This is a genomic window from Alteromonas aquimaris, assembly GCF_026183695.1.
GTDB classification, from domain to species: Bacteria; Pseudomonadota; Gammaproteobacteria; order Enterobacterales; family Alteromonadaceae; genus Alteromonas; species Alteromonas aquimaris.
Window position 1 is genome coordinate 92768 of the sequence record NZ_JAPFRD010000013.1, and the last position, 22685, is coordinate 115452.

General features: G+C 45.7%; 25 protein-coding genes and 1 tRNA gene. 9 read left to right on the plus strand and 17 right to left on the minus strand.

Annotation, left to right across the window (positions count from 1 at the left end; all coding sequences use genetic code 11):
- Positions 1-67: 67 nt before the first annotated feature.
- On the plus strand, positions 68-1195 hold the full coding sequence (locus OPS25_RS14920) for a glycosyltransferase family 4 protein (RefSeq protein ID WP_265618670.1): 1128 nt from the start codon (positions 68-70) through the stop codon (positions 1193-1195).
- A gap of 66 nt (positions 1196-1261) precedes the next feature.
- On the opposite strand, the gene OPS25_RS14925 is transcribed toward OPS25_RS14920, so the two are convergent.
- Positions 1262-4249: a TonB-dependent receptor domain-containing protein gene (locus OPS25_RS14925; RefSeq protein WP_265618672.1), complete on the minus strand. Its 2988-nt coding sequence runs from the start codon at positions 4247-4249 to the stop codon at positions 1262-1264.
- A 469-nt stretch (positions 4250-4718) separates the two neighbouring features.
- Here OPS25_RS14925 and OPS25_RS14930 point away from each other — a divergent pair, with 469 nt between their 5' ends.
- Positions 4719-5786, plus strand: coding sequence for a sensor histidine kinase (locus OPS25_RS14930; RefSeq protein ID WP_265618674.1), 1068 nt, complete (start codon positions 4719-4721; stop codon positions 5784-5786).
- Positions 5779-6534: a LytR/AlgR family response regulator transcription factor gene (locus tag OPS25_RS14935; RefSeq protein WP_265618675.1), complete on the plus strand. Its 756-nt coding sequence runs from the start codon at positions 5779-5781 to the stop codon at positions 6532-6534. Before OPS25_RS14930 ends, OPS25_RS14935 begins: the two co-directional genes overlap by 8 nt.
- 70 nt (positions 6535-6604) lie before the next feature.
- Here OPS25_RS14935 and rpsQ read toward each other — a convergent pair whose 3' ends face one another.
- The 11 genes from rpsQ to rpsJ are packed head-to-tail and all read right to left on the minus strand — an operon-like array spanning position 6605 to position 11545.
- Positions 6605-6862 (minus strand): 30S ribosomal protein S17, encoded by a 258-nt coding sequence (rpsQ, locus tag OPS25_RS14940; RefSeq protein WP_265618676.1) that lies wholly within the window; start codon positions 6860-6862, stop codon positions 6605-6607.
- Complete coding sequence (gene rpmC / locus OPS25_RS14945) at positions 6862-7053, minus strand: 50S ribosomal protein L29 (RefSeq protein WP_265618677.1); 192 nt, start codon at positions 7051-7053, stop codon at positions 6862-6864. The genes rpsQ and rpmC overlap by 1 nt, the downstream gene beginning before the upstream one ends.
- A complete protein-coding gene (rplP, locus tag OPS25_RS14950) occupies positions 7053-7466 on the minus strand; it encodes a 50S ribosomal protein L16 (RefSeq protein ID WP_265618678.1) in 414 nt (137 codons plus the stop codon). Before rplP ends, rpmC begins: the two co-directional genes overlap by 1 nt.
- A 2-nt stretch (positions 7467-7468) precedes the next feature.
- On the minus strand, positions 7469-8173 hold the full coding sequence (rpsC, locus tag OPS25_RS14955; RefSeq protein ID WP_265618679.1) for a 30S ribosomal protein S3: 705 nt from the start codon (positions 8171-8173) through the stop codon (positions 7469-7471).
- Between the two features lie 9 nt (positions 8174-8182).
- A complete protein-coding gene (gene rplV / locus OPS25_RS14960) occupies positions 8183-8515 on the minus strand; it encodes a 50S ribosomal protein L22 (RefSeq protein ID WP_137168352.1) in 333 nt (110 codons plus the stop codon).
- Positions 8516-8526: 11 nt separating this feature from the next.
- Positions 8527-8802, minus strand: coding sequence for a 30S ribosomal protein S19 (gene rpsS / locus OPS25_RS14965; RefSeq protein ID WP_169210546.1), 276 nt, complete (start codon positions 8800-8802; stop codon positions 8527-8529).
- Between the two features lie 15 nt (positions 8803-8817).
- Complete coding sequence (rplB, locus tag OPS25_RS14970) at positions 8818-9642, minus strand: 50S ribosomal protein L2 (RefSeq protein ID WP_265618680.1); 825 nt, start codon at positions 9640-9642, stop codon at positions 8818-8820.
- A gap of 14 nt (positions 9643-9656) precedes the next feature.
- A complete protein-coding gene (gene rplW, locus OPS25_RS14975; RefSeq protein WP_265618681.1) occupies positions 9657-9956 on the minus strand; it encodes a 50S ribosomal protein L23 in 300 nt (99 codons plus the stop codon).
- Positions 9953-10558, minus strand: a complete 606-nt coding sequence (gene rplD / locus OPS25_RS14980) for a 50S ribosomal protein L4 (protein WP_265618682.1) — start codon at positions 10556-10558, stop codon at positions 9953-9955. The genes rplW and rplD overlap by 4 nt, the downstream gene beginning before the upstream one ends.
- Before the next feature lie 18 nt (positions 10559-10576).
- Positions 10577-11215 carry a 50S ribosomal protein L3 gene (gene rplC / locus OPS25_RS14985; RefSeq protein ID WP_265618683.1) on the minus strand — a complete coding sequence of 213 codons (639 nt, stop codon included), beginning with the start codon at positions 11213-11215 and terminating at the stop codon, positions 10577-10579.
- A gap of 18 nt (positions 11216-11233) precedes the next feature.
- Entirely contained in the window at positions 11234-11545 is a 312-nt protein-coding gene (gene rpsJ / locus OPS25_RS14990) for a 30S ribosomal protein S10 (protein WP_010179497.1), read from the minus strand.
- Between the two features lie 472 nt (positions 11546-12017).
- Between rpsJ and OPS25_RS14995 the strand changes: the two genes are divergently transcribed.
- A complete protein-coding gene (locus OPS25_RS14995) occupies positions 12018-14240 on the plus strand; it encodes a GspE/PulE family protein (protein ID WP_265618684.1) in 2223 nt (740 codons plus the stop codon).
- Here OPS25_RS14995 and OPS25_RS15000 read toward each other — a convergent pair.
- Positions 14237-14977, minus strand: a complete 741-nt coding sequence (locus tag OPS25_RS15000; RefSeq protein ID WP_265618685.1) for a sugar-binding protein — start codon at positions 14975-14977, stop codon at positions 14237-14239. The two genes, OPS25_RS14995 and OPS25_RS15000, sit on opposite strands and share 4 nt — an antisense overlap.
- 304 nt (positions 14978-15281) lie before the next feature.
- On the opposite strand from OPS25_RS15000, the gene OPS25_RS15005 reads away from it, so the two are divergent.
- Together OPS25_RS15005 and OPS25_RS15010 are read left to right on the plus strand one after the other, a co-directional pair.
- Positions 15282-16391, plus strand: coding sequence for a coiled-coil domain-containing protein (locus OPS25_RS15005; protein ID WP_265618686.1), 1110 nt, complete (start codon positions 15282-15284; stop codon positions 16389-16391).
- A gap of 127 nt (positions 16392-16518) precedes the next feature.
- Positions 16519-16914 (plus strand): hypothetical protein, encoded by a 396-nt coding sequence (locus OPS25_RS15010; RefSeq protein WP_265618687.1) that lies wholly within the window; start codon positions 16519-16521, stop codon positions 16912-16914.
- Here the strand turns inward: OPS25_RS15010 and OPS25_RS15015 are convergent.
- From OPS25_RS15015 to mutY, 4 genes are all read right to left on the minus strand, one after another.
- Positions 16907-17776, minus strand: coding sequence for a hypothetical protein (locus OPS25_RS15015; RefSeq protein ID WP_265618688.1), 870 nt, complete (start codon positions 17774-17776; stop codon positions 16907-16909). The genes OPS25_RS15010 and OPS25_RS15015 overlap by 8 nt on opposite strands.
- Positions 17777-18371: 595 nt before the next feature.
- Positions 18372-18447 (minus strand) — tRNA-Phe (locus OPS25_RS15020).
- A 134-nt stretch (positions 18448-18581) separates the two neighbouring features.
- Positions 18582-18854, minus strand: coding sequence for an oxidative damage protection protein (locus tag OPS25_RS15025; RefSeq protein ID WP_265618689.1), 273 nt, complete (start codon positions 18852-18854; stop codon positions 18582-18584).
- A gap of 25 nt (positions 18855-18879) precedes the next feature.
- Complete coding sequence (gene mutY / locus OPS25_RS15030) at positions 18880-19917, minus strand: A/G-specific adenine glycosylase (protein WP_265618690.1); 1038 nt, start codon at positions 19915-19917, stop codon at positions 18880-18882.
- A gap of 83 nt (positions 19918-20000) precedes the next feature.
- On the opposite strand from mutY, the gene OPS25_RS15035 reads away from it, so the two are divergent.
- The 3 genes from OPS25_RS15035 to OPS25_RS15045 all read left to right on the plus strand — a co-directional run bounded on the left by OPS25_RS15035 (position 20001) and on the right by OPS25_RS15045 (position 22608).
- A complete protein-coding gene (locus tag OPS25_RS15035) occupies positions 20001-20702 on the plus strand; it encodes an alpha/beta fold hydrolase (protein ID WP_265618691.1) in 702 nt (233 codons plus the stop codon).
- Positions 20703-20800: 98 nt separating this feature from the next.
- On the plus strand, positions 20801-21520 hold the full coding sequence (gene trmB, locus OPS25_RS15040) for a tRNA (guanosine(46)-N7)-methyltransferase TrmB (protein WP_265618693.1): 720 nt from the start codon (positions 20801-20803) through the stop codon (positions 21518-21520).
- Positions 21520-22608 carry a methyltransferase gene (locus OPS25_RS15045; protein WP_265618695.1) on the plus strand — a complete coding sequence of 363 codons (1089 nt, stop codon included), beginning with the start codon at positions 21520-21522 and terminating at the stop codon, positions 22606-22608. Before trmB ends, OPS25_RS15045 begins: the two co-directional genes overlap by 1 nt.
- Positions 22609-22685 lie beyond the last annotated feature (77 nt).

Sequence of the window (22685 nt, forward strand, 5' to 3'; positions counted from 1 at the left end):
TATACAGCAACATTAACGTCCAATTCCTGGATTGTCGTATTGTTATGATGAGGTTGCAGCAAATTATATGAAGATCAAAGTGTTGCATGTTGAATTTAATCTGCGACTGTATGGTGGCGGTAAACAAGTATGTTATTTATTACGTAATCTAAATCCGGAATTATTTGAGAACATTTTAGTCTGCCCGGAAGGAAGTGATATCAGCCGCGTTAAATTTATGCACTGTGATACCCACACAATTGAATTTAATGGGAACCTGGATGTGTTTGCTTCAAAGCGCATTCTTGAAGTGATAGAAAAAACCCAGCCAGATATCATTCATATTCATAGTCGCCATGGGGCGGATTGGTGGGGCGGATTTGCTGCCAGTCAATCTCATATCCCCGCTATTTTAACCCGCCGCCTGGAGGAAGCAGAAAACTTGTTGGGACAATTAAAGTATCGGTATTTTGATGCGGTCGTCAGCATTTCTAATGAAGTTTTTCGAAACACAGCGAAGGGCTTAAACGAAGAAACACTGCACCGATTAATCTATCCAGCAGTGGATGTGCAAGAATTTGCCCACCCTGCCGAAGAAGATATGCGTAGCTGGTTGGCACGCGCTTATAAGGTTCCAGCGGCGCATAAAATAATCGCCAGTTTTGCCCAGTTAATTGGTCATAAAGGGCAAGCGGATATCATATTAGCGTTTGAAAAAGTGGTGACAGCCCATGACAATGTCAGCTGTTTACTCTTTGGAGAGGGTAATCAGTACGACTCGTATGAATCACTTATCAAGAAATGTAATTTACAAGACAGAATAAAGCTGTGCGGATTCACATCGGATGTAACGGATTTATTAGCCATTGTTGATATTGTGGTACACCCCGCACATATAGAAGGGCTGGGCTCGATATTGTTGCAGGCAGCCGCCTGTAAAAAGCCTGTAATTGCTTACAATGTGGGTGGCGTATCCGAAATTGTCGAGCACGATAAGACAGGTCTTCTTATTAATATGGCTGACATTGATGGCCTTGCTGATGCGATTATCCTGCTTTTAGATGATGAGAATAAGGCCAGGAAATTAGCTCAAAATGCGTATGGCTGTGTGGTGGAAAAATTTGCAGTTAAGCGGATGATATCAGAATTTGAAGCGTTGTATCGTGATGTTATGGACCGCAAATGCCAGGGTATCCATTCCGAACACACTAAGTAGTGGCGTATGGACGTTAATTAAACAGCGGGATACTAATGTATCCCGCGTAAGTTTGTCTTGAGATAACTAGAACGTTAACTGCAGGCCTGCTTTATAGAAGCGGCCAAGTGGGTCATAGTTGCTAGGGAAGGTATTACCTGAGTTAGAACTGGTATCACCAATATCATTCCCTAATACCGGTGGATCTTTGTCAAACAGATTATCCACACCTAAGGTGAATTTGACATTATCTGTAACCTGATAACTTGCATACAGGTCAAAGTAGTCATAGCTGTCAATCTGTCTAAACTCGGCAAATCTCAAGGCGGCTTCGGTGGGTTCAACATCGACCGAATCTATGTGACGCCATAGTAGCGAAACAGTGAAATCCTCGTAGCTCCAGGTGGTACGTTGAATCCAACGCAGATCAGACAAGGGATCACAGCTTGTTCCGTAGTATCCTTTACAGTCAAGCACGGGCACTGAAGTCGAACTTTGTGATTCTTGAGTCAGATACTTGTTAATGGTAGCTGAAACTTCAAGATTACCCATATCTCCCAGATCGAAGTCCGTATCAATGGTGATTTCCACCCCTTCTGCCTGCAGACTTTTCAGGTTGGTAGTAAACAACTGAACACCAGCAGATGACCCGGTCAAATCCCCCCCAACGCGAATGATTTTGGCACATTCACTGGTATTTCCTTCAACATAACATTGATCAAGGATTTCTTGGGCAGAGAATTCACCGATAATATCCTCAATGAAGATATCATAGTAATCAACTGACAAGGTGAAGTCGTTGGCAAAGGAAACGTCAGGTGTCCACACTAAACCAGCAGTGAAGGTCTCAGCTTTCTCAGGTCCGGGAGGGGTCTGCGGATTGCTTCCTTGGAAAATGTTGATTTGTCCCGAAATAATATCCGGTACGACACCCACTTGGGCATCACGCATGCCAGTGGAAATACATAGTTGACGTAAACTTTCGCTGATGTTGCCAGCGTTGGCGGATGAACAGGGATCCTGGGTAGCATTGTCAAGCCCGGTAGTAACGGGTGAAAACAGCTCACCTATATTAGGAGCTCGGTTTGCTCTTTGCTCCATTACTCGTAACAGTAATGGTTCAATCGGACGCCAGTTAAAGCCCAGTTTCCATGAATCCGTACTACCCACCGTATCATAGTCTGATGTACGATAACCAAACTCAACATCCATTGAATAGGCAAAGGGTTGGCCGTCAAATACAGGTAGCAAACCTTCGAAGAAGAATTCATCGACTTTGTAACTACCACTGATAGGCAACAGATTACCCCCTGCACCGCCCTGACAACTGGCTGGAGCAAGTTTCAGACATTCGTCAGGCTCTAGCAGCCCACTTTCTGTACGATGCTCATAACCTACACTAACGGTAAGTGGCATGCCAGCCCATGGGATCTCCACGAATTCTATTGGACCATCAACAATAAACTGAATAATTTCCTGTTCATATTTTTGTTGCTGCAGCGCAATAGCTTTGGCATAAGCAGCCATGTCATCTGTAATGGTTCCGAAGCCCCCAAACAGGTCAATAGGTACGCAGTTACCACCGACTGCACAGGTCACCCCATCACGGGTATCCAGCGCATTTTGGATGTTGGTGAGGTTAGTATAACCATCTCTAACGGTAGTTCGGTTCGCTTCACCGTACTGGTAAGAAAAATCGTACATCCACTCATCGGTGATCGCTCCCCTCACACCTGTGACAATTTGCCATATATCGGAGTCGTAACGTTCCGAACGCGTACCCAGTTCCAAGGTACGGCGACGAAGTCTGACTTCAAGCGAATCTTCCTCATCCACGATACCGTTACCATTTACATCGTTCCAGCTTCCACCATCAAGCAATGAGCCATCTGCGATCGCCGCATTGGCGCCATCAATGATAAACCCTCTGGCTTGATTTGATATAAGCGGATTGTAAAGAGGTAACGTAAATTGCGCGCCAAATGTGCCAGATGGCGCTACCTGTTGAATGACGGTGGTGTTGGTGTAGTTAAATGACGTATACACTTCTGCATAGTCATTGATTTCATAGTGCGCCAAAGCTGTCGCACTGTAGCGTTCAGCTGGTGTTTGATAATAGTTGAAAGGATTAAAGTTAAATAAACTACAGTTATCACCCAGTGAGCCGTCTTCTCTAAATTGACCTGCCACCCCAGTACCGATTAATTCAAATCGAGTAGGGATTGCGGTAGTAGATCCGGAACCGGAGAGATCCACGACGTTCGGTCCCTGACAGCCTTGTGGGGGTAAGGTCGCTTCCTGGCCAGCACGAAATTCATCCAGACCGGAGCCTGTGTTGGAGTTAATACCGAATTGACCCAAAGGTCTGTCCCCTAACAGGACTGGCTTTCGTTCCATCCATGAAACAGACGCAACCGCATTGCCTCTTCCATCGGCCAGGTCTGAACCCACAGTGAGCGCGATATTACTTTGTTCGCCATCGTCTTCATCACTGCGTTGGTGATTCACATCCACCTGTACGCCTTCAAAGTTGTTTTTCAGCACCACGTTAACCGCACCGGCTATGGCATCAGAACCATACACAGCCGATGCACCGCCCGTTACCACATCGACACGGTCAATTAATGCAGTCGGGATATTCGCTGTATCGACCTGCCCATTAAAGTTAAATGGCACCATTCTTCTACCGTTTAACAATACCAGCGTACGCTCAGCTCCTAAGCCCCTTAAGTCTACGGTGGCAGCGCCGGCAGTACCGTTGTTAACGTTCCCCCCGTCGGCGGGTATAGTAGAGGGTAAAGAACGCACTATTCTCTCAAATTCGGGTTGCTGTAAATAACCTACTTCTTCAGCACCGAGAGAAAAGATTGGACTGGTGGACTCCACACCAGGTGATCGGATACGACTACCTGTTATAGCAATGACTTCTACACTACTGGTATCAGGTGTCGCTTCATCATCAGTTTCCGCGTTTGTATCTTGTGCCAATGCTTGTAATGGCACAGCAACATTAATTACCGCGCCAAATAGCAAAGCACGACGAACAGACGCACTTAGTTTGTTACGTGTAAACATATTTCCCCCTTCGGAACCCATCGACATGGGCAGAAGTATTTTTGCTTTTATAAATGACTAATTAAGCCAAAAACTTCAATGGCCAACCGACAGCACAGGGCTATCTAATATTAAACTAATTGATAGGGGCTATATCACCAGTAGTATTACTCGGATGGGGGGAACCAAGGGATAGAAAGATAATTTTCGTGGTTGAGTGGGTACGCAGGCTTTCACCACTTTAAAGAATGGTGACCATATGTAAAGTATGACAACCTGCAAACCGAAAAAGTTCTCATAAAATCGGTATTTTTTAAGAAACGTTATCTTCTGTGGCATGCCAGTAAAAGAAAAGAAAAGCAACTCCGAGAAGATGGATGAGCCCATCCTACCGTTTACCTCAAATTTATTACCATCTGTCCATTAATTTGGATAATTCGCCCCTTTCAGATATGGTTAATATAAGCACTCTTGCGAAATGTCTAAATAGATGAAAACTAATTTCACACGCTATTTTTGGGCTGTAAATGTCTTTGTATGGTTATCCATACATTTGATCCTCTCGTTGATCCAGCACAACGCTTTAACCTATACATCTAACCCAGTCGAATTTAGCACGGTTTGGTTGAAACTCAGCCCCTGGCTCGGCAACTGGATCTGGATGACCGCGGCCATTTTTCTGATTGTCAGGTACAACGTCTATCCATCAAAGCTTAAGCGCTTAGCTATCCATGCGGCAGGATTTTTGTTATTGCTGCCGTTATATTGGATAACATGTGTCACCATGCGCACGCTGATTGACGGTAAAAGTCTGAGCGTTGTTCCTGAGGCATTTTGGCGAGCTTTTACAAATTCTGCATTTTTGGATGCGAGCATTTATTTTGCAGTATTGGGCTTAGCACTGGGCATCCGATTCTACCAACATGCGCTAAACAAACAGCTGGAACTAAAGCACGTTAACGATCTGTTGATTAAAGAACAGTTGAAAACGCTACGCTCTCAACTTAATCCTCACTTTATCTTCAACACGCTTAATACTATCGTGAGCCTGGTTAGACTCAAGCGCGATGGTGAAGCGGTTATAGCATTAACTGAATTAAGTCAGATGTTGCGTAAAATCTTGGAGAATAAAAATACCTCGGAAGCCAGCGTTAAAGACGAAATGATTTTCATCAATAGCTATCTGGCCATTCAAAAGATGCGGTTTTCAGATAAGTTAAATACTACTGTTGAGGTAGCAGAGAATTGTCTGGACATTGTGATCCCGAATATGTTGCTGCACCCGTTAGTCGAAAACGCGATTCAACATGGCTCCCAACTACAGCGAACGGTCAATGACTTTCACATGTCAGTAGCTAAAAACGACGGCATGCTGGTAGTTACAATGACCAATAACGTAGGTGAATGCGATGAAGCTAAAGGTTTTGGCATTGGGTTGGGTAATACCCGAGAAATTTTGAATAGACTGTACACGCATTTTCAGTTAGAAATAAAAGAGAAGTACAAAGGAACAGTAGAAACGGTTCTAGCGATTCCAATAGGAGGGAACAATGCATAATGTATTGGTCGTAGACGATGAAATTTTAGCCCGCGAAACGGTAAAAGTATTATTAGCCCACGACAAAGACATTGGGATTATCTGGGAAGCTGATGACGCCCAAAGTGCACTAGAGATCTCGCACGCAAAGTCGCCTGACATCGTCATTCTCGACATCGAAATGCCGGGTCTTTCGGGGATAGAGTTGGCGAAAAAGCTGCCTTTACACTGTGTGATCGTGTTTGCGTCTGCATTTAGCGAGTTCGCTTTACCCGCATTTGAAGTTAACGCCATCGACTATTTACTCAAACCGTTTAGCGATGAGCGCTTTTTTGAATCTATAGCCCGCGCAAAAGAGCGACTAGCAGCCCTTCATGAACCGCAGAGTTCAGCTCTTTCAAGCGCAGTTCTCGAGTTTATCGAACAACACCAGAATACGTACAAAAAACGCATCATCATTAAAGATCCGGGCAGAATACGGTTCGTTGATATTGATCAAATAGCCTTCATCACTGGGGCGGGAAATTACGCGGAACTACATATGCTAGACGGCAGTCATTTCCTGCACCGCGAAACACTTTCCAACTTAGAGCATCAACTTAACCCTAAAGATTTTGTGCGCATTCATCGCTCCTCTATTGTCAGACGAGACTGTATTGCCGAGTTACGGCCTAACGAAAAAGGGGACTATGCGGTGATTCTCGATTCGGGTGAAAAGCTGACCATGTCCCGAAGAAATCGCGATAAAATTAACGAGTTGACGCATTAATACCAACTCGCAGACAATAAAAAAGGTCGCTAATGCGACCTTTTTTATTTCTGTACTAAAACGAAGCGAATTAAACGCCTGCTTTAGCTACAACGTCTACTAACGTCCAAGTTTTGTTCTTGGAAAGAGGACGACACTCACGTACGGTTACCGTATCGCCTTCGTTACACACGTTGTTTTCATCATGGGCGTGAAGTTTAGTTGAACGCTTGATGAACTTCCCATAGATAGGGTGTTTTACAAAACGCTCTACAACAACAGTAATGGTTTTATCCATTTTGTTGCTAACCACACGACCTTGTACTGTACGAACTTTTTGCTCAGTCATTACGCATCAGCCTTTTGTGTCAGAATGGTTTTAACACGCGCGATGTTACGACGCACTTTCTTCAACTGGTCGGTTTTTTCAAGCTGACCGGTTGTGTGTTGCATGCGCAAATTGAACTGCTCGCGTAGCAGGTTTAACAACTCTGCGTTCAGCTCTTCTACGCTTTTGTCTTTCAGTTCAGTCGCTTTCATTACATCACCGTCCGAGTTACAAAGGTTGTCTTAAATGGCAGTTTTGCCGCTGCCAATTCAAACGCTTCGCGTGCAAGAGCTTCAGGAACACCTTCCATCTCATAAAGTACACGTCCAGGTTGAATCTGGCATACCCAGTACTCAACGTTACCTTTACCTTTACCTTGACGCACTTCAAGAGGCTTCTCAGTAATTGGCTTGTCAGGGAAAACTCGAATCCAAATTTTACCTTGACGCTTAACGTGACGAGTCATAGCACGACGCGCTGCTTCGATTTGACGCGCTGTCATGCGACCGCGGCCAACTGCTTTCAGGCCATATGTACCGAAGCTTACCTTGCTGCCAGCAATGGCAAGACCACGGTTACGACCTTTATGCTGTTTACGAAATTTCGTACGCTTTGGTTGTAACATGATTAGCCCTCTCGCTTAGCGCTGCGGCCTTTCTTCTTAGGTTGAGCAGGTGGAGCCTGTTCTTGAGTAGTAGGCAAACCGCCTAGTACTTCACCTTTGAAGATCCATACTTTAACGCCGATGATACCGTAGGTAGTTGACGCTTCAGAGGTAGCGTAATCAATGTCTGCACGGAATGTGTGCAGTGGTACGCGACCTTCACGATACCATTCAGTACGGGCAATTTCTGCACCGCCTAAACGACCGCTAACTTCAACTTTGATACCCTTAGCACCAAGACGCATTGCATTTTGTACCGCGCGCTTCATGGCACGACGGAACATGACGCGACGCTCTAGCTGGCTTGAAATGCTGTCAGCTACTAACTGACCATCAAGCTCTGGCTTGCGTACTTCAGCAATGTTGATCTGAGCAGGCACACCGGCCAACTTAGATACATGGTTACGCAGCTTTTCTACGTCTTCACCTTTCTTACCGATAACAACACCTGGGCGAGCAGTGTGAATGGTCACACGGATGCTCTTGGCAGGACGCTCGATCACGATTTTAGAAAGTGAAGCGTTTTTCAATTGTTTAGTCAGATACTGACGTACCTGATGATCGTTATACAGGTTGTCTGCATAATCTGAGGTATTAGCGTACCAGGTAGAAGTCCATGGTTTGCTGATACCCAGGCGTATACCTGTAGGATGTACCTTCTGTCCCATTATCTACTCCTAGTTATCCGCTACAACCACAGTGATGTGACTGCTACGCTTAAAGATACGATCAGCACGGCCTTTGGCACGTGGCTTGATACGCTTCATTGTTGGGCCTTCATCTACAAAGATTTTGGCAACGCGAAGCTCGTCGATGTCAGCACCTTCGTTATGCTCTGCGTTAGCAATAGCAGACTCAAGTACTTTCTTAACTAATGCTGCGCTTTTCTTCGGGCTGTACGTCAAAAGCTCAAGTGCTTTTTCAACGTGCATTCCGCGAACCTGATCCGCAACCAAACGTGCTTTTTGAGCTGACGTACGGGCGAAACGATGTTTAGCTAATGCTTCCATTTTCTTTCCCCTTAACGTTTAGCTTTCTTATCCGCGACATGGCCGCGGTAAGTGCGCGTTGGCGCAAATTCGCCCAACTTATGGCCTACCATTTCGTCACTGACTAATACAGGAACGTGCTGGCGACCGTTATGGACCGCAATGGTCAACCCAATCATATCTGGGATGATCATGGAACGACGAGACCAAGTTTTAATTGGTTTACGATCGTTCTTTTCCACTGCAGCCTCTACCTTCTTCAGCAAGTGAAGGTCAATAAATGGACCCTTCTTGAGAGAACGTGGCATGGTGAATCCTCGCTATTACTTGTTACGACGACGTACGATAAGCTTATCAGTACGCTTGTTGCTTCGGGTCTTCTTACCTTTAGTAGGAGTACCCCAAGGTGATACTGGGTGACGGCCACCAGATGTACGTCCTTCACCACCACCGTGTGGATGGTCTACCGGGTTCATGGCAACACCACGAACGGTAGGACGGACACCGCGCCAACGGGTTGCACCCGCTTTACCCAATGAGCGTAGCATATGCTCTGCATTACCGACTTCACCAATAGTGGCACGACAATCAGACAATACTTTACGCATTTCGCCAGAACGTAGACGTAACGTAACATAGTTACCTTCACGTGCCAGAATCTGAGCGTAGGCACCAGCAGAACGAGCAATTTGCGCGCCCTTACCAGGCTTCATTTCAATCGCGTGTACAGTGGTACCTACAGGCATGTTACGCATTGGCATAGCGTTACCCGCTTTAATTGCCGCGTCAGCACCAGACTGAACTGCATCACCAGCCTGAATACCTTTAGGAGCCAAAATGTAACGACGCTCACCATCTGCATAAAGCACAAGTGCAATATTAGCAGAACGGTTTGGATCGTATTCTAAACGCTCAACTTTGGCAGGAATGCCATCTTTGTTACGTTTAAAATCAATGATACGGTAATGTTGCTTATGACCACCACCGATATGACGTGTTGTAATACGACCATTGTTGTTACGACCGCCAGATTTGCTGTTCTTTTCCAGCAAAGGTGCATAAGGCGCGCCTTTATGTAGATCTGGGTTAACAACCTGAACTACGTGACGACGACCGGCAGAAGTTGGCTTAGCTTTCATTAATGGCATTTCTAATCCCCTTCTTACTCAGCGCCACCGACAAAGTCGATGTCCTGACCTTCTTTAAGCACTACGTAGGCTTTTTTCCAGTCGCTGCGTTTACCGAAAGACATACCGTGACGCTTGGTTTTACCTTTCACGTTCACCGTACGAACACCAGCAACTTCAACTTCAAACAGTTTTTCAACTGCTGCTTTGATTTCTGCTTTGTTCGCGTCTTTAGCTACTTTGAATACAACTGTGTTGTTCGTTTCTGCAGTAAGAGTTGTCTTTTCAGAAACGTGAGGCGCTCTTAGCACCTTCAGTAGACGTTCTTCATTCATGCTAACGCCTCCTCAAGTTGTTTCACTGCGTCAGCAGTGATAAGCACTTTTTCAAATGCAATCAAGCTAACTGGGTCGATGCCTGCTACGTCGCGTACGTCAACCTTATAAAGGTTACGAGCAGACAAGAACAAGTTCTCATCAACGTCAGCAGTTACGATTAACACATCGTTTAACTCAAGGTCGTTTAGCTTAGCAACCAAATCTTTCGTTTTGGGCGCATCAACAGCAAACTTCTCAACTACAACCAAACGCTCCTGACGAACTAATTCAGACAGGATGCTTTTGATCGCACCACGATACATTTTCTTGTTAACTTTTTGTTCGAAGTTACGCGGCTTGGCTGCGAATGCACGGCCACCACCAACCCAGATCGGGCTGCGGATTGTACCAGCACGAGCACGGCCAGTACCTTTTTGACGCCATGGCTTCTTACCACCACCGTTTACTTCTGCGCGCGTTTTTTGCGCTTTAGTACCTTGGCGAGCACCTGCACCGTAAGCAACGACAACTTGGTGTACCAAAGCTTCGTTGAATTCACGTCCAAAGGTCGCTTCGGATACTTCAAGAGCGCTTTGCGCATCTTTCAATGTTAATTCCATCAGTTCACTCCCCAGACGTTAGGCTTTTACAGCTGGCTTAACGATTACGTCGCCGCCTGTTGCGCCAGGTATGGCACCTTTAACCAGGATAAGGCTATTCTCAACGTCAACACGTACCACTTCCAAAGATTGGGTAGTCACTTGCTTGTTACCAAGCTGACCAGCCATTTTCTTACCTTTGAAAACTTTACCTGGTGATTGGTTTTGACCAATTGAACCAGGCGCACGGTGAGAAAGAGAGTTACCGTGAGTCATACGTTGAGAAGAGAAATTCCAACGTTTGATTGCACCGGCAAAACCTTTACCTTTTGACGTACCCGTTACGTCGATTTTTTTAGTGTCGTTAAAAATTTCAACAGTGATTTCACTGCCTACTTTAATATCGCCACCTTCGTTGTCTTCAAGACGGAATTCCCACAGACCACGACCGGCATCAACACCCGCTTTGCTGAAATGACCAGCAGCAGCTTTGTTAACACGGTTCGCTTTCTTGGTTCCAGCAGTAACCTGAAGAGCGCGATAACCGTCAGATTCCTCAGTACGAAGCTGAGTAACACGGTTTGGGGTCGCTTCAATAACAGTCACAGGGATAGACGTACCATCTTCAGTGAAGATGCGAGTCATGCCCACTTTACGACCGACTAGACCAATCGCCATTGTTATAACCCTCTCTTGTTAGCCCAGGCTGATTTGAACATCAACGCCGGCAGCCAAGTCCAAACGCATCAATGCGTCAACTGTTTTATCAGTTGGCTCAATGATGTCTACCAAACGCTTGTGAGTGCGGATTTCATATTGGTCACGCGCGTCTTTGTTAACGTGCGGAGAAATCAGAACTGTGTAGCGTTCTTTGCGAGTAGGCAGAGGAATTGGACCGCTGACCTGAGCACCAGTACGTTTCGCCGTTTCAACGATTTCAGCCGTAGACTGATCGATCAACTTGTGATCAAACGCTTTCAAACGAATACGAATTCTTTGATTTGGCATCGATTAAGCTCCAATCGAAAGAACAAAAAAATTCACCCTTTCCCTCCCGTATATATTGTGGAAGAAAGGATGTGCGTAAACCGATGGTTCCCAATTGGAACCCTGTTCTTTTTCTAGCACGCCGTGAAAGATTCGCGTGAACGCTTGTCTATCACACTGGCAACCACCCTAAAAGCAGTGAGGTCGCGGCTAAAAACCGTGCCCTAATTGGGCAAGTGGGCGCGAATTATACAGACTAGCACTTAATTTGCAAGCCTTAATGTAAATATATGTTTTTGACTAGATGAGCAGTTCGACAGATCTGTAGCATTAAACGATTTTGACGTTATTGTTAAACATGTAGACGAACGTGGCGATTAAAAAGTAGGATAGTCTCAATATGAGTGTTTATTAAATGACTGGCCCCCTTCTAGGTAAACTACTTAAATTAATATACCTTTAGACCAGTTACACTGAGAAAAGAATTATACCTATGTTAGAAAACACAGGCCATCAACAAAGCCTCGATACCATCAATTCGATTCTAGCGAGTCATTCATCTTTGATGGATGCGTACCAGCAGTTAGAGCCTGTTATTCTCAAGTTGTTCGGTGCGCAAAGAATGAGTATTTTTCAGCGCCGTCGCCAGCATCAGGATCTTGTGGCCCGTTTTAAAACGGGTAAAGAGACGCTTGAAATCAAGGTGCCTATCAGTCCGCTTTCTATTGCCGGGTATGTCGCTCTTGCTCAACTGCCGCTGATTATCGCTGATCCCTATGATGCGCAAGAATTAGCTCAAATTCATCCACGCCTTCGCTTTGCCGATAAGTTTGATAAATCCAGCGATTTTAAAACCACAAATATTCTTTGCGTGCCCATTTTAAATGCGGGCGTGATGATGGGTGTGATGCAAATCATTAATAAACAATCCGGATCTTTTGACGATGCAGATCTGGAGCTCGCCAAACAAGTGGCAGAAATCATCGGCAATAAATTTCGCTATGAGCTTGGCGGAACTAACCATCCCTTTGACTTGTTGCTTCATCAGCAGGTGATTAATGAGAAAGCCCTCAAAGATGTGTTAGAAACGTCTCAGGATTATCGCCATGTTATCCAGCGACTCATTTCTGAACATCGAATTCCTGAAGATAAAATTGGCAATTCACTTTCCATACACTACCAGGTGCCGTACGTTCCGTTTGTGCCCGAGAAATTCCACCTATTTGAAAGCAACAGTAAGCTGAACCTTTCTTATTTAAAGCGTAATTTCGTCGCTGTGATTGCTGACGTTAAGGACAAGCCCATAATTTTAATGGCAGAACCGAACAATGCCGCGCTGATTATGGAAATTGAAAGTGCCATGGGTATCGACAGTTACGATATTGCTGTTGGGTTACCTAACCATATCATGCAGTATCTGGGTGAAAATACCGGAGGTGGCGCACCTGGTGAAATGAGCGAAATCTTAGACGAGATTGGCACGTCTGCTGAAGAAGCGGAAGAATCACACGATGAGCTTTCTGATGATGCGCCTGCCGTGGTCAGGTTAGTAAGTAGAATTCTGCACGACGCCAAACGACTTAACGCTTCAGATATCCATATTGACCCAGAAAAGAACGGCCCTACCCGCGTGCGCATGAGAATTGACGGGGTATGCCGCGACATGAACCAGGTACCTAATTCACATCATAGTGCTGTGATTGCGCGCATCAAAATTATGTCAAACCTGAATATTGCTGAAAAACGCGTACCACAAGATGGAAAGCTGGCATTCAGAATGGGCGGCCAGTTAGTTGAAGTGCGGGTGGCGACCATTCCCACCGTAGCCGGCGAAGGGGTGGTAATGCGTATTCTGGCCTCGGGTGGTGCGATGCCAATCGACAAGATGAACCTTGCCGAAAACAATATGGTAAGACTTAAAACCATGATTCAAAAACCGCATGGTATTTTATTAGTTGTTGGGCCGACGGGTTCAGGTAAAACGACTACCCTGCATGCTGTATTAGGTTATTTAAACACACCCGAGAAAAAAATCTGGACCGCAGAAGATCCGGTGGAAATTACCCAGGCAGGGCTACAACAAGTTCAGGTGAGCCCCAAGATTGGCTTCACTTTTGCTAATGCCCTACGGGCGTTCTTACGAGCTGACCCAGACATCATTCTTATTGGTGAAATGCGGGATAAAGAAACGGCTCACGCAGGGATTGAAGCGTCGCTCACAGGTCACTTGGTGCTTTCAACCCTTCACACCAACTCTGCACCAGAAACTATAACCCGTCTGCTTGATCTAGGGCTGGACCCGGTGAACTTTTCAGACGCCTGTGTGGGTATTTTAGCTCAGCGTCTGATTCGTACCTTGTGTAAAAAGTGTAAAGAAAAATACCAGGCAACTGATGATGATATAGCATTCATCGAGCGCCAGTATGGGAAAGCGTATCTTGATGAGCTGGGTCTGAACAGACCATTGGAAATATACCGAGCTAAAGGTTGTGATGAATGCGGGGATACCGGATACAAAGGGCGAACCGGTGTCCATGAATTGCTAGGAATGACGCCTGAACTGCGTTCGTTGGTGTATAAAGAAGCCAGTGTTTCTGAGATGAAAAAACAGGCAATGGATGATGGCATGCGTACGTTAGTGCAAGATGCTATTTATAAAGTCATTAAAGGCGATACGGATTTGGCACAGGTACAGATTGTAGGTGGGGGCGACTAAAAGCCCTCGCCACTTTTCATTAATTTGAGGGTGCCAAACACGGAGGCAGTTTTGTAGCCCAGGTTCTTATCACCCTTAACCGGCCGTATGTCATGCGAACCCATGAAATGTTCGCGGGTTTCACTACCATCGTTGTCGCAATACGCCAACATAAAACCCAGTGTTTTGCCAGCGGCGAGTCTGACAGGCTCGCCTGGCTCCGTAATAGTAAAGGTATCAGGGAACACCTTAATTTTCGCTTCCCATACAAGGTGATAAGGGGGAATGCTGCTTCTTCTCCAGGCAGATTCAATATGCTCATTAAGCATTACCGGTTTTCCATCTTCGCCAATGTCCACCACGCTTCCATCAAGTGCAAGGTGGTAGGCGAACGCATTGTAACTACGAAGATGTTCTCCTCCTGAGGCATCTTCATCAATAAAAATTTCCAAACAGTCATCATCCCAGTAATTTACCAATGGGTCGGGGTGACGGTCATAAACAACATCATCGACAATTTCAGCTATCAGAAACAACGCCTCTTCATTCCAGGCAAGTTTAAAGCGTCCCCAAAAATCATCTTTCGTTGGCACAGTGCCAGTGATGTGGTGATTGAGGGAGTGCCAGGGACTAATTTCCCACACTGCCTCATCTGCCACACCGTCAATAACCACTGAGTCAGCTGTATACTGGTTACCTAATGCTTTGACATACATAGGTAAAAAAATAAATACCAAAAAAGGTGTAAAGTATCTCACTATTTGTCCGATAAAGGTTGTACAGGGTTTGATTGTTTGTTAAGGCAATTAAAACTACGGTGCGTAAAAATTACACAACATCGCGTTTAACAGTCTTTCTACGCGACACACCAACATTTCATATCATAATAAAAGCAAAAAATATTGCTGTATATCTGTCTGACAAGGGAACGCATCCTGTGGACAGATCATTAATTGTTAGGGGAACAAAGCGTAGGGTCTTGGTACAAATTATGCACTAATTTGTATTGAGACAGGTATGAGGCTTAGCAATTAACTCGCAATTGCGGGAGAGGAAGTGATTATGACAATCAATCGTCTACCTTCAAATGCGATTGAGGAAGTACGGGCAATCGCAAATGAGACACGACCACGTCAGGTGGCAGCACAGACTACGTTTACTGAAGACGATGCTGAAGCGGTAAATATTGCTTTGCGCCAACGCTTGGACAGTTTACGTGAACGCCAGTTACAGCGTCAGAGCGAGCTGGAAGCGTTACGTCGCGACCAACAGACAGCGCTTGAGGTACAACAACGTGAAACACGTCAGTTAACACGCTCGCAACAAGGTGAACAACAGCAACAACAATTACAACAGTTGCAAACACAGCGTTCAATCGAGGATCGCATTGCACGCGAAGAACGAGTCGATCAGCAAGTCGCCTTGCGTGAGGCCTTTCAGGCTCGTCAGACTGAACAGTCAGAAAGATTGCAAGAACAGCGCAACGAGCGACTTGAAGAGGCAGTTGAACGCAGAGAACGACTGCAGGCTGAGCGTGAGGAACGAGCTGAGCTGAGAGAGCAACAACTCGAAGAGCGTCTGGAGCGTGAACGTCAGCGTCGCGAAGAAACTCAGGAACGCATAGAAGCGCGCGAAGAACGACAGCGCGAGCGTCGTGAAGAGATTCGACAGGAAGAGCAGCGTCAGGAACGTCGGTTAGAAGAACAGCGTCGTGAAGAAGAACGTTTACAAGAACGAATCTTAGAAGATCAACGCCAAGAAGAACTGCGTTTGGAGGCGTTGCAGCAGGAACAGACTATCCAGCAACAACTACAACAGGATCAGGCACAATTAGAGCAGATAATTGAAGCCCAGCGTCGCGCGTCGCGAGTTCAACAAGAAGCGTTAAACGAAGCGTTATTGGAAGAGCAGCGGTTAGATGAGTTCAGCGAAGAGGAGCAGCTTGAAGCGCAGACCTCGGATGAATTGCTGGAAATTTTGCGTGAAGAAGCATTGGTTTTACAGACTATTTTAGATCGACAAGTGGCTGAAACAGACATTACTGATTTAAATAGCCAGTTAGCTAATGTGCAAACCGATCTGCAACTGGAAGTAGAAGAGAATGCCCGTCGGCGTCAGAACTTCCAACCGGCTTCAGCAAGACTGGGAAACTTTATTGACCAGTTAAGTTAACGCTACTTATATGAATTAGAAGGGCTGCAACGGCAGCCCTTTTTATTGTCTGCTTAAAAATAGTTATTTATAGTCGCCGCAAATATGCTTTAATTCGTCCAAATTAATCGGTTGTTTGTTGTTGTTTATGCGTAGCTTATTATTCGTGTCGTTAATATGTGTGTTGCTCACCGCCTGCAATTCGCTTCCCAATGAAGACCAGCTAGCACAACAAGATTATGGTACCTACCCCAAAAATCATGAACTTATAATAAAAGCGTGGTACAACAAAACCGAATCTCATCCTACCTCGATTTATATCAATTACATCACCAAGCCAAAGCGTTACTGGTTAGCCAACAAATTGGGCGATGCCTGGTTTGGTTATTTGGTGTGTGTGACCATTGACTCTAAGAATCGCCTGGGCGCTTATTCAGGTTTTCGCCGTGATGCCTTTATTATTAAAAATGACCATGTCATTAAATATATTGCGGACGGCTCGTGGTGGGGGGAGAAATTATGCAAAGGCGACGAAACTAACTGATCCTTTGTTTCGAATCCTGTACGTCGGCCTTCAAATCTTCACGAATTATCATTTCATGAGATATATCATGAAATGTACCGAACAAACGTATACATTCATTTTCTACAAATTCAGCAATACCGTTTGCTTTGACCCAAATGGCTCTGTTTTTAGCAGTCACGAGCTCTAGCTCGAGTTGCCATGATTCACCCGAAGTGATAGCGTTTTCTACGGAGTTGGATATTGCATCTCTACTGTACCCTTCCTTGTAAAAATCAATTGCGGTTTCAAGATTTGGCACATAGTCCAAAGGGACCTGGTGAATTAATTTAGTTTGATCACTCCATTTCATTTGCTTGGTGCGCAAATTAACTTCCCACGTGCCAACCTTGGCGATACTTTCAAACCGGTTTAGCATTTCAATATTTTGTTTATATTCCTCATGTTTATACTGATTCACAAACTCATAGCTGTACCACCTGGAAAACAATTCAAGGTAATTTAAATGGCGGTGTGAAAATGGACGGGTTCGCCTCGAAGATGCATAAACAATGACACCTATGGCAGCCGAATGACACAAAATCGGCGCACCTACAAATAAACTTGTGCTCTTATTATCGCTATGTCTGCCTGACGTGGATTGTGCTTTTTCCAGTACCTCTTCACTAAACGCTAAAAGAGGAGGACGTATTTTATTTATTTTTTGTCGCGACAAATCCGTTTCTAATACCGCTACTGTTAGGCCAGACGCTTCCACGTGTGCAACCATACCGGTGTCGACATTAAAAAGATTTTTCCCCAGCTGTAATAGTGATGCAACTTTATTGTCAAAGGTTAGGCTTTGGTCGTAAGCAATGTTGTGAAAAGCGGAGACATATTCCATATAACACTCTGTGATTAAAAATCAGCCTGGTTCCATTCTGCCTTAGCAAATAATTATCATCAATCTGAATATCGCCCCGAACCAACGCTTCGCTGGATATCCGTTCACTTCAAATGTGAAATACTGCAAAGCCGTGTTCAAATAAGGAGTATTGAAGTGATGCAGCAAATCCTTTTGCCGTAGCGCAAACGCATAAATGTAATGGCCTAATGCAGCGGGGAGATGGGCGCGTCAAGGCCAGCGTGATAGAGATCGCCGTTTTCACGGCGATGACGAAAGAAAAATTCGTTTTGGGAGTGTATCCCTCGCGTTTACTGCAGGCTCCCTCCGCGCAACGGCACCGACACGTGGCGGTTTATAGAATCAAAAAAGCCACGCAGGTGTGAGGCTTCTAAGAATGCTGCCCGAAGGCGGGATTGTAACGCGCCGTGCAACGGCACCGACACGTGGCGGTTTATAGAATCAAAAAGCCACGCAGGTGCGAGGCTTCTAAGAATGCTGCCCGAAGGCGGGATTTTAACGCGCCGCGCAACGGCACCGACGCGTGGCGGTTTATAGAATCAAAAAAGCCCCGCGAATGCGAGGCTTCTAAGAATGGTGCCCAGAGGCGGGATCGAACCACCGACACGCGGATTTTCAATCCGCTGCTCTACCGACTGAGCTATCTGGGCAAATCTGGTTGCGCGTTAGGCTTATGCCTGCTGCGTCGTGGGTGCGTATTAAACGGATTTCCGTGGCACAAGTCAACCGTTTTTCTACAAATTTTCACGAAAGGTGAACTGATCGCTTATTTTTTAACTGATTGTCAGGCTTTAGGTGGTACGTAGCCTTCAATTGTTGGTTCTTTCCCTTCAAACAAAAACGCCTCCATTTTTTCTTCTAAGAATTTTCTGGCTTGCGGATCCATCATATTAAGTTTGTTTTCATTAATCAGCATCGTTTGCTTTTTTTGCCATTCGGCCCACGCTGGCTTCGAAATGTTGTCAAAGATGCGTTTACCCAGTTCCCCTGGATAAAGTTGAAAGTCCAAACCTTCTGCTTCTTTATTCAAATGCTGACAAAAAACGGTTCTGCTCATGGTAGTGTGCCTTTTCTAATTGGGTTTAACGTAACGCTTTTATTTCGTTAACGATTTTCTGGGTGGGCGCCGCCAGTCCGACTTCTATAGGTTGCAGTATATCAAACCAGCGAGCGCTGTCTTCTGCAATCCCTTTTAGAGGATAAGCACGGAGTTCTATCAAGAAAGGCTTAATATGCAGTTGGAAATGGCTAAATGTATGTACAAATGGAGTTAGTGACGTCTGTTGATAGTCGCCTAGTTGGTGTGACTTAACCACCTCATCCACACAGTTAGCTTCAATAAAACCAAACAACCCTCCCCATAATCCCGTGGGGGGCCGTTTCTTTAACAGTATCTGATTATGTAGGCTTAATGCCACCATTACCGTTTCCCGCTGGGGTAGCGTTTTTTTCGGTTTTTTGCCCGGATAGGTCGCTTGGGTTCCTTGAGCGTAGGCTAGGCACTCGGCCTGTAAAGGGCATTCATCACAACGTGGTTTGGATCGGGTGCACACCATGGCTCCTAAATCCATCATGGCTTGAGTGTAGTGTGCGCAATTGTTTATCGGGGTATGGCGTGCGGCAATCTCCCACAAGGTCTGCTCTACTTTCTTGGTTCCCGGCCACCCTGCAATGGCGTAACAGCGGGCGAGCACTCGTTTTACATTACCATCTAAAATAGGATGCGCCTGCCCTTCCGCTATGGATAAGATGGCGCCCGCAGTGGATCGCCCGATACCAGGTAATGCGATAACCCTGTCGATATCTGCTGGAAATTTGCCATCGTATTCGGCGACAATAATCTTTGCTGCTTTGTGCAAGTTGCGTGCTCTTGCGTAATAGCCCAGACCGGTCCAGTGGTGAAGCACGTCATCTTCGTCAGCTTTGGCTAACGTGCGCACATCAGGAAAGCTAGCCATAAACCGCTGGAAGTACGGTATCACCGTAGCAACCTGGGTTTGTTGCAGCATGATTTCCGAGACCCATACGCGATAAGCGTTGATATGTTCTTGCCACGGCAAATGCTTCCTACCGTGCTGGTGAAACCAGTTGAGTACTTTTTGTGTGAAAGTATCTGACATAGAGTTAATGCGAGTACGGCTACAACCAATTGAGGGACGCATGATATCATGTTTTATGATTTATTCAGGAGCACTTAAGAGCTATGCAGACACCCGTGTTGTTTTTGCCCGGCACGCTTTGTGATGAGCGGCTTTGGCAGCCTGTTTGGCACCATATGGCGCACATTAATCGGCGTTACGTCCCCCTGCAGTGGGCAAATTCATTATCTGATATGCTACAGCTGACATCTGACCGTGTCCTACCAGACGAAAAAGTGCATTTAGTAGGATTTTCTATGGGAGGCTATATTGCAGCTAAATGGGCGTTACAGCATCCTTCACAGGTCGTTTCACTCACCCTGATTGGCTATTGTTTAAGTGGTTTATCATCTGCAGAAACACAGCGTCGCACCGATATGCTCAGATACCTAAGGTCGAATGCGTTTAAACCGAATTCGGCCTTCTTAGCCAACCTCATGCATCCCAACAGAGTGAATGATCAATCGGTTGCCGACCCTGTGATGGAAATGGCTCACGATTTAGGCAAGGCAACGCTTATTGCCCACACACAAGCGACGACACCGCGAGAAAACCTTCTTAAAGACATTGCTCGGCTTAGCTCAAAAATTTCGTTGATCGGGGCAGATGAAGATAAAATTGCTCCAATCAATGACATGAAAACCGAGCATGGGTCAGTTCGTAATGCCGATTTCTACACATTGAACCAAGCGGGTCATATGATGCCGCTGGAGTATCCGCAGAAAATTGCACAATTGCTATTGCGGTGTATTGCCCCGGCAAAATAATTCACCGAATTGTTGCTATATTATAAGGTTGTTATTGCAAAGCTAGGTAGGGGCTGGATAATGCCGCTGCGAGATTGGAAAAGGTAGTGAATCGAACGATGAGGCAATTTAAAAGTCAGGCAGAAGCTGAAGCAGCGGGTGTTTACGTAAGCAAAGTAAAAAGTTTTGTCAAACGCGAGGGCAGATTAACCAATGCCCAGGCAAGAGCCATTGATGAAAACTGGTCATCGATGGGTATAGATTTCCAAGCCAAGCTTCTTAGTTTTGACCAGTTGTTTACCCAGTCTGGCCCCATAGTGTTAGAAATAGGTTTCGGCATGGGCAAATCACTGGTCCAAATGGCAGCCGATTCTCCCACCACCAATTTTATCGGTATTGAGGTGCATCGTCCTGGAGTAGGTTCATGTTTAAATGACGCTGCCGAGCTTGGCTTAACTAATTTACGGGTAATTGAGCACGATGCCGTCGAAGTTTTCAAACATATGATCCCAGATGGCAGTCTTCAGCGCGTTCAGTTGTACTTTCCTGATCCGTGGCATAAGAAACGTCATCATAAACGCCGCATCGTGCAGCCTGATTTTGTCTCCATGATTAAACAGAAACTGGCTATTGGCGGCGTATTTCACATGGCCACGGACTGGGAAAACTATGCCGAGCATATGCTTGATGTGATGGAACGCGCCTCAGGATTTACCAATACGTCGGCTACCAATGATTATGTTGAACGCCCGGCGTATCGACCCATCACCAAGTTTGAGGTCCGCGGTCAAAAGTTAGGCCATGGTGTGTGGGATCTCGTGTTTGAGAGAACAGAATAATGCTTAGTGCACCCAGCCAGTTATTAGAGCGAAACATTGACTTATTTGATGAGGATGGCTGGTTAGTTATTAATCCTGCCGATGCGTACTTTACCGACCGCTTGAGCAATCTTGCGATTGACGTTCTTCATCAATATTTTGATATTTATGCCGAAAGTGTACGCGTTATTCCTTGCACTATATTAGATAGCAGGGACATTCTTGACACTCAAACAGGCATTTTTAGCGAACAAAAAGTGGGTAAACACCAGCACTTTTTCGCGCCATTCTTAACCACTTCCAGGCGTTATCGCAATATCGTCATTTACCTACCGAAAGCAAAAGCCCATTACGCTATGCTCATTACAATGGCCGCCGCGCTGGTGCAAAAAGGTGGCTGCGTGTATGTGGTCGGCGAAAACAAAGGGGGTATAAAAAGTGCCAGTAAGTTGCTCGCTTCAATCGGGGAGGTAGACAAAGTAGACTCCGCACGACATTGTAGCCTGCTTAAGTGTGAAGTTACACAAAGCCATCCTGATTTCGATATCAAACAGTTTTTGCGGTATTTTGATATCAATATTAACGACCAGGAAGCCACCATCGCCAGCTTGCCAGGCGTCTTCAGCCATGAAGAACTAGATGATGGTACTCAACTGCTATTGGAAAAACTGCCCTCTTCGTTGCGCGGTAGCGTGCTTGATTTTGCTTGCGGCGCAGGGATTATAGGCTGCCTTCTCAAAAAACAGCTTCCCCATCTGGATATTTCCTACTTGGATGTGAGTGCCTTAGCGTTATACAGCACTGCGCAAACACTAACTGAAAATGGCCTGACAGGCACATTAATGGCAGCAAACGGGTTACATGGCGTAGACGAACGGTTTAATTATATTGTCACTAACCCGCCCTTTCACACGGGCATTAAGACTGACTATACAGTCACCAAACGTTTTATTGCGGATGCCGCGCGCCTGCTTCCACCAGGGGGCGATTTACACATGGTGGCCAATCGTTTTTTACCCTATCCAGGCCTTTTAGGGGAGGTATTTGAACGCGTCCAAACGCTTGCGCAAACTACGCGTTTTACAGTATATCAAGCGGTAAAGAGCTAATATAAAAAGAATTATCCATAGCGCGATCGCCTGGCCTTGGATACACTGCTGATAGTGCAGATAAATCCGTTGCATTA

Coding starts and splice junctions, on each gene's coding strand:
- OPS25_RS14920 (WP_265618670.1), top strand. CDS start 68: ATGAAGATCAAAGTGTTGCATGTTGAATTTAATCTGCGACTGTATGGT.
- OPS25_RS14925 (WP_265618672.1), bottom strand. CDS start 4,249: ATGTTTACACGTAACAAACTAAGTGCGTCTGTTCGTCGTGCTTTGCTA.
- OPS25_RS14930 (WP_265618674.1), top strand. CDS start 4,719: ATGAAAACTAATTTCACACGCTATTTTTGGGCTGTAAATGTCTTTGTA.
- OPS25_RS14935 (WP_265618675.1), top strand. CDS start 5,779: ATGCATAATGTATTGGTCGTAGACGATGAAATTTTAGCCCGCGAAACG.
- rpsQ (WP_265618676.1), bottom strand. CDS start 6,862: ATGACTGAGCAAAAAGTTCGTACAGTACAAGGTCGTGTGGTTAGCAAC.
- rpmC (WP_265618677.1), bottom strand. CDS start 7,053: ATGAAAGCGACTGAACTGAAAGACAAAAGCGTAGAAGAGCTGAACGCA.
- rplP (WP_265618678.1), bottom strand. CDS start 7,466: ATGTTACAACCAAAGCGTACGAAATTTCGTAAACAGCATAAAGGTCGT.
- rpsC (WP_265618679.1), bottom strand. CDS start 8,173: ATGGGACAGAAGGTACATCCTACAGGTATACGCCTGGGTATCAGCAAA.
- rplV (WP_137168352.1), bottom strand. CDS start 8,515: ATGGAAGCATTAGCTAAACATCGTTTCGCCCGTACGTCAGCTCAAAAA.
- rpsS (WP_169210546.1), bottom strand. CDS start 8,802: ATGCCACGTTCTCTCAAGAAGGGTCCATTTATTGACCTTCACTTGCTG.
- rplB (WP_265618680.1), bottom strand. CDS start 9,642: ATGCCATTAATGAAAGCTAAGCCAACTTCTGCCGGTCGTCGTCACGTA.
- rplW (WP_265618681.1), bottom strand. CDS start 9,956: ATGAATGAAGAACGTCTACTGAAGGTGCTAAGAGCGCCTCACGTTTCT.
- rplD (WP_265618682.1), bottom strand. CDS start 10,558: ATGGAATTAACATTGAAAGATGCGCAAAGCGCTCTTGAAGTATCCGAA.
- rplC (WP_265618683.1), bottom strand. CDS start 11,215: ATGGCGATTGGTCTAGTCGGTCGTAAAGTGGGCATGACTCGCATCTTC.
- rpsJ (WP_010179497.1), bottom strand. CDS start 11,545: ATGCCAAATCAAAGAATTCGTATTCGTTTGAAAGCGTTTGATCACAAG.
- OPS25_RS14995 (WP_265618684.1), top strand. CDS start 12,018: ATGTTAGAAAACACAGGCCATCAACAAAGCCTCGATACCATCAATTCG.
- OPS25_RS15005 (WP_265618686.1), top strand. CDS start 15,282: ATGACAATCAATCGTCTACCTTCAAATGCGATTGAGGAAGTACGGGCA.
- OPS25_RS15010 (WP_265618687.1), top strand. CDS start 16,519: ATGCGTAGCTTATTATTCGTGTCGTTAATATGTGTGTTGCTCACCGCC.
- OPS25_RS15015 (WP_265618688.1), bottom strand. CDS start 17,776: ATGGAATATGTCTCCGCTTTTCACAACATTGCTTACGACCAAAGCCTA.
- OPS25_RS15025 (WP_265618689.1), bottom strand. CDS start 18,854: ATGAGCAGAACCGTTTTTTGTCAGCATTTGAATAAAGAAGCAGAAGGT.
- mutY (WP_265618690.1), bottom strand. CDS start 19,917: ATGTCAGATACTTTCACACAAAAAGTACTCAACTGGTTTCACCAGCAC.
- OPS25_RS15035 (WP_265618691.1), top strand. CDS start 20,001: ATGCAGACACCCGTGTTGTTTTTGCCCGGCACGCTTTGTGATGAGCGG.
- trmB (WP_265618693.1), top strand. CDS start 20,801: ATGAGGCAATTTAAAAGTCAGGCAGAAGCTGAAGCAGCGGGTGTTTAC.
- OPS25_RS15045 (WP_265618695.1), top strand. CDS start 21,520: ATGCTTAGTGCACCCAGCCAGTTATTAGAGCGAAACATTGACTTATTT.